Genomic DNA, 11,786 nt, shown 5'->3' on the forward strand with positions numbered 1-11,786 from the left:
CGGTAGAACCGCCGTCAGCGCCACCGGAGCCAGTTGCTGCCGAGCCTGAACCTGCGTTTGTCCCGCCGCCCGCCGCTTCTGAACCTGCCCCCCCTGCCCTCTACGCTAATTTTCCCCACTTGGACGGGGCGCAGGCTGCCTGCGAAGGGTTAGCTGATTGTTGGCGCAGCCCCGTTAGCAGCAGCTGGCGCGGGGCCGCCAGCGATCTCCAAGCCCGACTAGAAGCCCAGGGCTACACCCTCAGCAACGTGACGGGCGAAGTGCTCTCCCTCGACTCTGGAGTCAGGGTTTACGCCGTTAGCAAACCGGGAGAAGCTAACTATTACTTAAATCTTGTTTCGGTGCGAGACGGCGTACTCTACACTATGACCGCCGAACCCATGACCACAGACCAAGTGTTGGCCCTACAGCAGTCTTGATCAAACCGTGGCCTTAATAAACAATAGCCCGGCTTTTCCAACGTAATTGAAGAAAACCGGGCTATTAACTAATCTGAGCCCTGAGCATAAATTGTTGTGAGAACATTGGCGTTTCTAACTCAGGAGATTATCCCTCTACCAATGCTTCTTGTCCAAAATCAGGGCCTTTACCAATACCCCAGGCGTCTTTAAGAATTTCTCGAAACGTAGTGGTCTGGTACAGCATCGATTCTTTAAGCTGCACGAGCAGAGCGCGAGCGTCTTCTGGAGAAAGCGACTGAACTTGCTGCTCAAACACCTGAAGTTCAAACTGTTGTTCGAGGGGCAACTCTTGGCGAATATCCATGGTGACATTCCTTTTAATACAACTTACATATCAATGTAACACTTTATTAAACGACCTGGGGGAATCTCTGCCTTGCGTGGTATGTGGCTTGGCCCATCATTCCGCTTTCAGGGCCTTCAACCCATGGAAGCGCCGCCTGACCGGCTATCCAAGCAGATCACTCCCCGAAACTAACCCTTGCTGGAACAACACACATTAAGCACTGTCAAGTCTTAGTCCACAAGTTACATTCTCTTGGGAGAGCTTTTTAAAATGACTTTTAGGAAAGAAATCACGTAAGGCAGCGTGGCCACCTAATGAAAGCCAAAATACCTAGCCAAGAAGCCGATCGGATTGAGGCGCTCAGGCAGTACAAGATTTTAGATACGCCCGCTGAGCACTCCTATGACGACATCACCTCTCTTGCCGCCTACATCTGTGATGTACCCATTGCGCTGATTAGCCTGGTTGACGCAGAGCGTCAGTGGTTCAAATCTGCGGTGGGTCTGGTGGCGCGGGAGACTAGCCGAGATGTATCATTTTGCGCCCACGCTATTTTGCGCTCAGGCGTCATGATTGTAAAGGATGCTGCCGAGGATGAACGGTTTGCCGACAATCCGCTGGTGACGGGTGAGCCAGGCATTCGGTTCTATGCTGGAGTTCCGCTGATTTCGCCTGGTGGTCACCCCCTGGGGACGCTATGCGTCATTGATCGAAAACCCAGGACCCTCAACGATTATCAGATCAAAACGTTAGAAGCTTTAGCGCGCCAGGTGGTGATGCAGTTAGAACTCCAGCGGGTGTCTTCGCAACTGGCTGAGGCGCTGGAGAAGATGGAGCTAATGGCCGGATTGATTCCAATTTGCTCGTACTGCAAGGGTATTCGGGACGACCAGGGATACTGGTCAACCGTGGAAGCGTTCATTCAACATTATTCGGAGGTCGGTTTTACCCACGGAGTATGCGACAACTGTATGCAAAGGCATTTTCCTGAGGTGGCAGACATTTTGCTTCCAAACCTAGAGAAAAAAGACACCTTGATGGAAGAGTAGGCAGCCTGGCTGCCTGACACGTCTTCAACGGAGGTGGATACAACAGTGGGCTTAGTTGGTGCCACTAGCGTTTTGTCCTATCAAGAATGAATTGGCAGGACTCATATAAATTCTGCTTAGTTTCCCCCGATGCGGCAGGGCAAATGCCGTTTGCCCATACAGTTTGGCTGTATGGGCACTGGGTTCCTGCGATCTAGATTTGGTATAGCTGTAGCCAATCAGGTTAGGACATCTGTCAGACTGGCGTTCAAACGTTTGAACGTTTTCAGGCTTATCGATGTCCTAACTCAGGCGTCTCTGGCTATATCACGCTCAGCTGCGTTGACGCCCAGCTTAGAGCGATCGCAGAAACCGAATCAGCGCGGCGCGATCGTCTGCCGCCATGGCTCGAAACGCTTCCTTCGCTCGCTCAGCCTCGCCGCCGTGCCAGAGAATGGCTTCTTCTAGGGTGCGGGCGCGACCGTCGTGCAAAAAGCCCGAGAAAGGCAGCACGGTCTGGGTGAGCCCCACGCCCCACAGCGGCGGGGTGCGCCATTCCTGACCGGTGGCCTCAAAGTCGGGCCGCCCATCGGCCAGCCCTGGCCCCAGATCGTGGAGCAGTAGGTCGGTGTAGGGGTGAATGGTTTGGTTCGCCAACGCCGGAATTTTGTGGGTACCGGTGCGGAGTTCGTTCAGGTGGCAGGCGGTGCAGTTGGCGGTGGCAAACAGCCGCTCGCCCCGCTGTACCCGAGCGTCATCCATGAGGGTACGGGCGGGCACCGCAATGGTCTGTACATAGGCCTCCGCTGCCTCTAGGGTGTCTTGGTCGATGTCGGTTTGGCCATCGGCGTCAGGAAAGAGAGGGTTGGTAATGCCCATATCGTTGACATAGGCCGAAGCCGACTGCTGCAACAGGGTGGGGGTGTTGGCTTTCCAGCCAAAGCGGCCCAGGGTAGGGCGCTGTTCGACCACATTCCACACCTGGTTGGGGCGGCCCGAAATGCCGTCGCCGTCGCGATCGCTCGGATCGGCCCGCTGCATAATCTCAGCCTCGGGCACGGCCTCTAGCAAACCGGCCCCAAACACCGGCTGAGCAATGCGGTTTGAGATCGCAATCTCTGCTGGCAGTGGGGTGTTATCGAGCTGTAGTAGGGTGATTTGGGGCGATCGCAGCCGATACTCAGTGCCATCGGCGTAGGTGTCTGTCTGCTCTGCCCAGTCCAGTTGCACAATGGCTTCGGGGGCGTGGCCGTATACCCCCTGCTCCTGTAGCTGTAGACCAATGCCGGGTACCCCAAGCGTATTGCCCCCCGGTGACTCAACCTCCTGGGCGTAGGGCTGGTCGGGCATCGCGCCGTGACCGGGCTCTAGCTGGCTGACCCGCACCGCCCGCTGCCCTTTTTCGGGCAGACCGCGCCCATTTTTGATGTGGCAACCAGCGCAGGCGGTGCCGTTAAACAGCGGGCCAAGACCAGGGTTGACCTGGGCTGGGGCGGTGACAAAGGCAGCCTCAAAGGCCAAATCGCCCACGGCGTGGCGCTCGGCCCAGTGAGCATCTAAGTTGGGGGCGGGTTGCTCAAAGGCGCGGGAGGTGCGGCTGTAGATGGTAGTGTCGCCGCCCGCCTGGGGGCGAGGGGTTTGCGAATAGGCGGGCGATCGCAGCAGGGCCGAGAGCACTATCCCAGCCGCTAGCGCCACGAATCCCAGGGCTAGGTGACGCGGCCAGGTTTGCCCTCGGTATCGGGAACTGGGCCAGAAGCGGATCATTGCTGCACCAGGGGCAGCACCTGCTGCTCAAAGGTTTCAAACAGCGTCAAGATGCTGTCCTGGGCGGTTTCGATTTGGGGTCGAGCGCTGGGGTCGCACAGGGAGGTCTCGATGGGGCCGGGAATAGCCGCGATCGCCCCCTGGGCCGCCGCCATCTGGGCCTGAATTTCGGCATCGAGGGCCGGATCGACCGAAGCTACAAAGGTCTGTAACCCTTTACCCTGAGTGTCGCCCGCCGCAAAATCGCCCATGTAGGCATTTTGGGCACTGACTAAGTTGTCCTCAAAGTCTTGCAGCGAGCTTTGGGCAAAGCGAGCCTCTAGCAGAAACGGGTTCTGGGTTTCGAGCGCCTCGCCAATTTTGACATTGCCCAGCTCGTCTAAAATACCGAGAATGCCCTGCACAATTTCTTCTCCGGCAGCCTGCACGGTTAGGTAAGCACCGCTGTCTTCGCCAGCCTCGATAAACTCACGGCGATAGGCCGGAAACCCGTCAATGCCCTCAGTCCAGCTGAGCAGCAGGGCATTAGCGGTTTGATCCAAGACAGGGCCAATGGCAGCTAGATATTCCAAGTCGCGCTCCGTAAACGCATCGAGGGGCTTGTCGGCATCGGTGCCAAATAGCAGATAGGCGATCGCATGGAAGCCTTTCTGACTGGTTTGCAACCCGGCTACGTACTCGGGAGTGAGGGTATTCTCGCTCTCTAGCACCGCCTGCACGTCGGTTTCGTTAAGGGGCCAGTCGTCGAGTTCGGCATCGAGCCCCAGCGAGGCGGCGGGGCCGAAGGCAAAGGCTTCGCTCTGCTCCCAGGGGTGGCGGGTCGCCAACCAGGCCTCGCGGGCGGCGGTCAGGGTCTCTTCAGTGGGTTCTTCCACAAAGGCGGCGATCGCCTCCGATAGCTCGCCCGATCGTTCGGTTAGCTGCTCATAATTGGGTACCACTAGGGCATCGACAAAGTCGGTGATGATTTCGCGATCGCTAAACTGCTCTTCAGGCGCAAGCACCACGGCCTCAGGAGATTCCGAAGGCATAGCTGCGCCGCCTTCACCGCCTTCGCCGCCCTCGCCACCTTCGCCACCCTCAGCGCCGCCGCCTTCGCCGCCACCATCCACTGCGACAGGTTGACAGACAGCTCCCTGGCCCACCAGCGTTGCCTCGGCACTGCTGTCGGCAGAAGTCATCCCAGGCATGACCGCTGCGCCCACGGCAGCTGGTGCTCCGGCAACCATTAACCCCGCAGCCAAAAACAGGTCTACGGCCTTATAACGAGCGTTCATGGAAAAACCCAAACAAGTTCAAACGATAGTTTTAGACTGTATTTCAAATGCGAATCACTGTCAAATAGCAACGGAGTCAAAAGATTGGCAAAAGACGGGCAGAAGATGCAATGCCCTGGTTGGTTTGGCTTTTGAGGTATGCAAGCACTGAGGATTTGCTGACACGGCGGCCCTCAGATTGACAACAGATTATTTTGTTGATAGCGATTCTTGCCTAGAGGGCAATCACCGTTTGCCCCTACTCGGCCCAGCGGCGCAGCAGGTTGGCGGTGGTTTTAGTGAGTAGGTCAAACTCGGGGGTTTTGCCGGTTTGGGCAAACATCGTGCGCTTCACCGTTTCGAGATCGAACAAAATTTCGCGGCGGGCGGCATCGCGCACCAGGCTTTGCACCCAGCCGACGCACACGGTGCGATCGCCCTTGACCACCGGCTCAACCCGATGCAGCGTAGTGGATGGGTACACGATCGCGCTGCCTGCCGCCAGCTTGTAGGGCCGCTCGCTGTCGGCTTCTTCAATCACCAGTTCGCCGCCCTCGTAAGCTTCTGGCTCGCTCAAAAACACTGTAAACGACACATCTGATCGATAGAAGTTGGCCCCGCCCATCAGCGCATTGTCGGTGTGCCGTCCGTAGCTCATGCCCGCACCATAGCGGCTGAAGAGCAGGGAATGGATGATTTTGGGGCAGGCTACGGCTTGGAACAGCGCATTTCGGGCGATCGCCTGCCGCACCAGAGCCTTCAGCGGGTCAACCGCCTCCTGCTTAGCCGCCTGCTGATTCTGCTTGACCAGTTTGGCGTGCCAGCCCGCCGTTGTTTCCCCCGGCACGAACTCGGCCTGAGCCAGGCCATCACGAAGGCGGGTTACCTCATCGGCGCTTAACAGGTCAGAAATACAGACAATCATAGAAAGATCGGCTTAAAAATAGTTAGGGTATGAGGAGCCACATAGCACAGGCTTTACACTCTAATCTGAATAGCACAGGGTTAAGGCTGGTAACTCATGCCTAAGCTCAGCTCTCATCCACCCATCCACCCCTTTTCTCCCTCTGGGAGACGCTAGCGCGAACGACTCCGCTCAGCGACCACTACCCATCCACCCCTTTCGACTCCGCTCAGCGACCACTACCCATCCACCCCTTTCGACTCCGCTCAGCGACCACTACCCATCCACCCATCTACCCATCTACCCCCTTCGACTCCGCTCAGGGACCACTACCCATCCACTCATCCACCCCCTTCGACTCCGCTCAGGAACCACTATCCACCCACTTCCAATCAACTGATGTATCTTAGTCGGGGAACCTGGACCGATCGCTCAAGCCGTAACCGCGTGGAGGATTCGCAATCCGTGGCTTCCCTACCGCTATTGACCCTGCCCCTAGGCCTGTTCTCAATCCTTTTAGGCACGGGAGAACCAAAGCTGCTACAGCCCTCGGGCCTCAACTCTACCGCCCTTCAAGTAGAGTGGCAGTCGCCGTGGATTGCCGAGCTGACCCGTGACCCCGTGGTAGAGGCGATCGTGGCTGACTATGTCGCCGGGCTGCGGCGGCAGGGCTGGTCAGTGCCCGACCAAGGCGTTTGGATTCAGGTGGGCCAGAGCGTGATCGCCGAGCACCGGGGCAGTGTGCTCATGCCCGCCGCCTCGTTGACGAAGCTGGCGACGACGCTGGCGGCACTCAAAACCTGGCCTCTCGACCACCGTTTCGATACTCTGGTCGGTCTGCACGGCACCTTACAGGATGATGGCGTGCTCGACGGCAATTTGGTGATCCAAGGTAGCGGCGACCCGCTATTGGTGTGGGAAGAAGGCATTGTGCTGGCCAATCGCCTGCAAGAGTTGGGCATTCAGCGGGTGACGGGGGATGTGCTGGTGACAGGCTCCTTCACCATGAACTTTGAGGAAGATCTGAACGATTCGCTCACGGCGCTAACGCAGGTGATGTCTACCTCTAGCTGGACCTGGGAGACGCGCCAGGCCTACGGTAACCTGCCCCCCGGCACGCCCCAGCCCAGTCTACAAATTGATGGAACGGCCCGCTGGATTCCAGCTGCAGACTTGGAGAATGTGCCGATCGATTGGGTAGTGCGGCACCAGTCGCTGCCGCTGGTGGCCATTCTCAAAGCGATGAATATCTACAGCAACAACGCGATGGCCGAAATGATGGCCGAGCTAGCGGGTGGACCAGATCAAGTGATGGCCAAAGCGATCGCCGCAGCAGACCTGCCGGCAGGGGAACTCAGTCTCGCCAATGGGTCGGGGCTGGGCACAGATAACCAGATGTCGGCCCGAGTGGCGGTGGCGATGACGGTGGCGATGCAGCAAGAGCTAGGTGCCCAGGGCTTTTCGGTGGCAGATGTGATGCCGGTGGCGGGGGAGGATGTCGGCACGCTGATCGATCGCCGTCTGCCCCCCACCGCTGCGGTTAAAACCGGCAGCCTGGCCGAGGTCAGCGCCCTGGCCGGGATGGTGCCCACTGCTGAGAAGGGGCCAGTGTGGTTTGCCATTATCAACAAGGGCTGGGATATCCCCGACCTGCGGGTACAGCAAGACCAGCTGCTGCGGGCGATTCAGGCCCACTGGGGGGCTGCCGAAGCACCCGCCGAGATGCGAACCAAGGTACGAATGCAGACAGGGCCATTTCGCTATGGCGACCCCAGCCGCAATCAGGTGGCCCAGGATGTGGCGTCGGAATAGGGCGGCCTAGCGTAGTGCTGGTGGAGAATTTGGGCGATCGCACCCGCTGCCCCCGGTGGCCCCATGCGGCGGCGGCCATTTTCGGTAATTTGCTGTAGCCGAGGGCCATCGGCCAGGCAATTCTGTAGAGCGGCCCCCGTTTGCTGAGGGTCGTCGAGCAAAAGAATAGACGGACCGAGCAGCCGCGACTGGGCCTCGGCAAAGGCGTAGGTAAACTGAGGGCCAGGGCCGGGGAAGGTGACCACGGGTTTGCCGAGACCGACCGCCTGCTCGGTGGCGGTACCGGCGGTGGCGATCGCCGCATCGGCCAGGTGCAGACATTCGGCAAAGGCATTGGTGGTCAGCACCAGCACGCCATTACCGCGCTGAAACATCGGGTACTCGCCGAGCACCGGCTGCCAGCCCGCATCGAGCAATACGTCTTTAAAGGCCGCCAGGTTGAGGGCGGGGGCCAGGGCGGCCAGCAGGCGAACCTGGCGATCGCCGAAGGTTTCCATCACCGATGCGATCGCGCTCACCATCCGCTGCCAGTTGTCAAAGGCCTCGGGTGCGCGTGAGCCAGGCAGCAGGGCCAGGCTAAGGCGGGCCGGAGCCGGGGGAAACGTCGCGGTGAGCTTAGCCAGTGTGTCGGCGCGAGTCTCTAGCTCATCCATCATTGGGTTGCCGGGGTAGAGGGCAGGTACCCCCAGCTTTTGCAGCGTGTTGGCGGTGAGCTGGTCGCGCAGAAACACCCTTTGGCAGCGGGGGTGCGCCATCAACCAGCGTTCCCAGGGCACGTAGACTGAGCCTGACCAGCCCTCCAACAGCGGACGACCGGGCAGACGGTGAGCTTCGTCACGAATGTAATATTCTGACTTGGCGGTGCCAATGAAGCTATACTCGGCCCCGCTCTGCCAGGCGATCGCTAGGGGCACAATATCCCCCACTGCCAAAATTTTGCCGCCGCTGCTGGCCCACTGCCGCGCCGCCTTGAGCTGGGCCAGCGTTAGCCCCACCAGCCCCCCCTGCAAATCGCGCACCAGCTCCTGGCGATCCATATAGATAAAGCCGCCGGAGGGCATGGCCTGGGTCGGTCCCTGAATTTGAATACCTGCTTTCTCGTAGGCGCGACCTTCACCCACAATGGGCAGGGCCGCTAGGCTAGGCGAACCCGGTAGCTTACGCAGCTGTTTGAGAATGCGAACCGCGATGCCGTCTTCGCCGTGGCCGTTACTAATGCAGAGTAGCTTCATTGTCAGGGACTCAATATCACCCACAACCCTAACAGAAAATGTATAGAGCACAGGGGGGAGATAGGAGCTGGGTAGCTAGGGCTGGGCGGGGCGCGGCTTAGGTTTTGGCTTGGGCTTGGGTGTTGCCTGGGCCTGCTTTGGCTGAAGCTGGCCTAGGGGTTGGGCCGTTTGATTGGGTGCTGGCTGAGACTGCTCTGGCTGGTGCGGGCCTAGGGTTTGGGCAATGTGGTGCTGAATGGCTTCGCGATTGTAGGCTGTCTGCACCGGAAAGCGAATTAGGGGTAGTCCGGCGCTTTTGACCGCCTGGTTGAGGAAGTCGTCGCGTTTGACGCGATCGACGCGCTGGTGGCTGTTGTCGTCTAGCTCGATGGCGGCTAAAACGCTGAGACGATCGCGATCGCACAGTACAAAGTCGAAGTGCTTGGCCGAGATTTTGTTAAACGCCCGCTGCCAGTCGCCCCGGTTTTCGGTCTGCGGCTTGAGCACGTCGGCCACCCGCACTTTGCCAAAGACGTGATAGCGATCGGTCGTCGCTTCCTGTAAGGCGCGGTAGAAGCTAAGCTCGGCCCTGGTAAACAGAGATTTTTGACAACTGTAGGTGTAGGTCTGGGCCGTATGGGTCTCTTTGTCGGCGGTAGGCTGAGTGGGGGCGGATGGTTTTGACGCTGTGCCCTGGCTACTAGAGAGCACTGCTAACCCGGCCAAAATAACTGCACCAATAACCAGCAAGGGAATAAGTAACGACACCTGGGGCAAACCTCTCCATAAATGGCAAGGCTAGGATGCCCAAGCTCGATGCCGATAGCTGCCCTACCCGGTTAATGCAACGGCTAAGAATTGCCGCGACTGACTGGCTTCGATGGTTCTGGGACAGAGTTTGCGGTGGACCTGGTCAGCGTTAAGCCATCGATTACAGACACCTTGAATTCTTGATTAGTCGGAGACTGCAAGGTGACACCATAAATCTCTACCGACTCGGCGGCGGCACTCTGGACGTTCTGAACCTGTAGCAGAGCTTTGAAATCAAGCTGCTCATCATAGGTTTGAATCACGGTGCGCTCGGGACCATAGCCGCGAATGGTGAGATGGCCGCGGTTAATCGCAATCGGCTGTAGCCAGTCAAACCGACCGAGCGGCAGCTGAATGGTGATTGCCTGCTGTGCAGGTAGTTCAGCAATCAGGGTCTGTAGGGCGATCGCATCGTCCTGGTTGTCATTGGGCCAAATTCCATAGTCGATGGCATTGACTACCTGAATGGGCTGGTCGCTATGGCGGTCCTGATAGGCCAGCTGCAAGCCAGCAATATCCCAAAGGGGGTTCAAAATTCCTGCTAGCGAGCAAAGAATAATGCCAAAGACAAACAGTTGGGAGAACAGTAAAAGGCTAGATGTTCCCTGCTTGACGACCCTCCGAACCCCAGTACCAGCCGCAGAAATGCTTTGATTACCCCGGTTGCTCCAGTTCTGCTGAGCCAGGTTCATCTGGGTCCAAATCTTAACCAGCGAGGCCCCCCACTGATGGAAAAGCAGCAGCGGCAGATGGACCAACTTCAGGTGAGACACCCGACCCCAAAAAATTAGCATCAGCATCAAGGGCCGAGTTAAAAGAATCCAGGCGGTCACTACTCCCGCCGATAGCCACTGACCCGTCAATAGAGAAACCAGTAGAAAACAAGGCGTAATCAGACAAGTCCAAAAATTGAACCGCTGATCGAGAAGGCTGTACCAAATAAACCAGCCGGTCGTTTGAGGCCCTAGCGCAATGGCTCGGCTGCTATTGCGCAGCATGTTTCCATACCAGCGGCGCATGTTGCTATAGGCTCGGTCCACGATAGAACCCGACACCGTCTCAATCGAGTAGACCAGAGTATCTGGCACATAGAGCATATCAAACTTGCGTTTTAGCAGCCAGAACCAGGTGCTTTTGTCATCCCCCGACAAAAACTTAAACTGTCCCCAAAGCCAGTCCTGTAACGCATCGTTCTCTAGCTGAGCAATAAACGAGGGCTGTAGCGCCAGACTGGCCCGAAACAGCGAAAATCGCCCCGTCAGACACATCACTTTGCCAGACAGCGCATCCGAGCACATCTGATAATGGCGCTGAGCAAAGCGCAGGTGGAACCATTCCGAAAACAGCGGAGATCCCTTAACTACGGGGACTTCATCTGTTGTCAAAGCACCCATTTTGGGAAACAGCCGGAAGAATGGCAGGCACCGGCGCAAAACCTCCTGCCCTAATTCCGAGTCACCATCCATTAAGGCAATCACGGTATCTGCTGGCAGATCATGGCGGGCCAGTTCGCGTAGACCATCGGCCATCGCCTTTCGCTTGCCGTCTTTCTGGGTCATTTGAATCAGCTGAATTGATGTGAGTCCGGGATCGGCTTGTTCAAATATCTGATGAATAGCCTGATTTTCGTCATCGCTACTGCTGCTAACGAGTACTGTGATCGGTTGTGCGAGGGTCTGGGCTTCCCGTGCGATCGCCCGAAATACTCGCTCACTAATCCAGGGCTGCTCCCGATAGCTAGGCACCAAAAAACAGATGTGGGGAAAGTGCTCAACGGGCACTTTGTTGGCCGCTCGACGCCAGCGAGGAAACACCCCATACGTATAAAATTTGGCCCTAATCATCCGAACAATAAACCAGGACCAGCGCCAAATACCGACAAAGCCTAAACTAATCAGACCAAATACATCCCATAGCGCTAAATAGCCAGGGTTTTGGAGCATGTAAAGCCCGACAAAACCAAACACAGCGATTAATATCAGCAGCAGCCGATTGATCTGTGATCCCATGGGTAGGGGCGTATGCTTAGAAGACGTCATAGTGATTCACTTAAGTAGGGAGTTTGAATTAAACGTAAGATGGGAGGGTTAACTAGAAAGCCCCCTTATGCCCGCCCCATTGCGTATCATTTTGACCGAGGAGGAAGACCGTACCTTAAGTGAACTGCGGCAAGCTCAGACAGTTCCTTATCGGACCCGTGACCGTGCGCATATGCTGCGCTTGAATGCTCAAGGGCTGAACGTGCCTGCTA

10 protein-coding genes are annotated in these 11,786 nt (G+C 57.5%); 3 read left to right on the plus strand and 7 right to left on the minus strand.

What is annotated here, in order from left to right:
- A partial coding sequence (locus IQ273_RS23365; RefSeq protein ID WP_194025559.1) for a hypothetical protein occupies positions 1 to 419 on the plus strand: 419 nt, incomplete at its 5' end.
- Between the two features lie 127 nt (positions 420 to 546).
- Here IQ273_RS23365 and IQ273_RS23370 read toward each other — a convergent pair.
- A complete protein-coding gene (locus IQ273_RS23370; RefSeq protein WP_194025560.1) occupies positions 547 to 765 on the minus strand; it encodes an NblA/ycf18 family protein in 219 nt (72 codons plus the stop codon).
- A gap of 296 nt (positions 766 to 1,061) precedes the next feature.
- Here IQ273_RS23370 and IQ273_RS23375 point away from each other — a divergent pair, with 296 nt between their 5' ends.
- Positions 1,062 to 1,796 (plus strand): GAF domain-containing protein, encoded by a 735-nt coding sequence (locus tag IQ273_RS23375; protein ID WP_194025561.1) that lies wholly within the window; start codon positions 1,062 to 1,064, stop codon positions 1,794 to 1,796.
- 333 nt (positions 1,797 to 2,129) lie between these two features.
- Here IQ273_RS23375 and IQ273_RS23380 read toward each other — a convergent pair whose 3' ends face one another.
- The 3 genes from IQ273_RS23380 to IQ273_RS23390 all read right to left on the minus strand — a co-directional run bounded on the left by IQ273_RS23380 (position 2,130) and on the right by IQ273_RS23390 (position 5,723).
- On the minus strand, positions 2,130 to 3,542 hold the full coding sequence (locus IQ273_RS23380; RefSeq protein ID WP_194025562.1) for a di-heme oxidoredictase family protein: 1,413 nt from the start codon (positions 3,540 to 3,542) through the stop codon (positions 2,130 to 2,132).
- Positions 3,539 to 4,819: an imelysin family protein gene (locus tag IQ273_RS23385; RefSeq protein ID WP_228053671.1), complete on the minus strand. Its 1,281-nt coding sequence runs from the start codon at positions 4,817 to 4,819 to the stop codon at positions 3,539 to 3,541. Before IQ273_RS23385 ends, IQ273_RS23380 begins: the two co-directional genes overlap by 4 nt.
- Positions 4,820 to 5,057: 238 nt before the next feature.
- Positions 5,058 to 5,723, minus strand: a complete 666-nt coding sequence (locus IQ273_RS23390; RefSeq protein WP_194025563.1) for a Fe2+-dependent dioxygenase — start codon at positions 5,721 to 5,723, stop codon at positions 5,058 to 5,060.
- Positions 5,724 to 6,167: 444 nt separating this feature from the next.
- Between IQ273_RS23390 and IQ273_RS23395 the strand changes: the two genes are divergently transcribed.
- Positions 6,168 to 7,514, plus strand: a complete 1,347-nt coding sequence (locus IQ273_RS23395) for a D-alanyl-D-alanine carboxypeptidase (protein WP_313898213.1) — start codon at positions 6,168 to 6,170, stop codon at positions 7,512 to 7,514.
- Here IQ273_RS23395 and IQ273_RS23400 read toward each other — a convergent pair.
- From IQ273_RS23400 to IQ273_RS23410, 3 genes are all read right to left on the minus strand, one after another.
- The gene (locus IQ273_RS23400; protein WP_194025565.1) at positions 7,484 to 8,746 is read right to left on the minus strand and encodes a lipid-A-disaccharide synthase-related protein; all 1,263 of its coding nucleotides are present in this window, start codon (positions 8,744 to 8,746) and stop codon (positions 7,484 to 7,486) included. The genes IQ273_RS23395 and IQ273_RS23400 overlap by 31 nt on opposite strands.
- A 75-nt stretch (positions 8,747 to 8,821) precedes the next feature.
- Positions 8,822 to 9,493: a DUF2726 domain-containing protein gene (locus IQ273_RS23405; protein ID WP_194025566.1), complete on the minus strand. Its 672-nt coding sequence runs from the start codon at positions 9,491 to 9,493 to the stop codon at positions 8,822 to 8,824.
- 83 nt (positions 9,494 to 9,576) lie between these two features.
- Complete coding sequence (locus tag IQ273_RS23410; RefSeq protein WP_228053672.1) at positions 9,577 to 11,574, minus strand: glycosyltransferase; 1,998 nt, start codon at positions 11,572 to 11,574, stop codon at positions 9,577 to 9,579.
- Positions 11,575 to 11,786: the final 212 nt, after the last annotated feature.

It is taken from the genome of Nodosilinea sp. LEGE 07298 (assembly GCF_015207265.1).
GTDB lineage: Bacteria > Cyanobacteriota > Cyanobacteriia > Phormidesmidales > Phormidesmidaceae > Nodosilinea.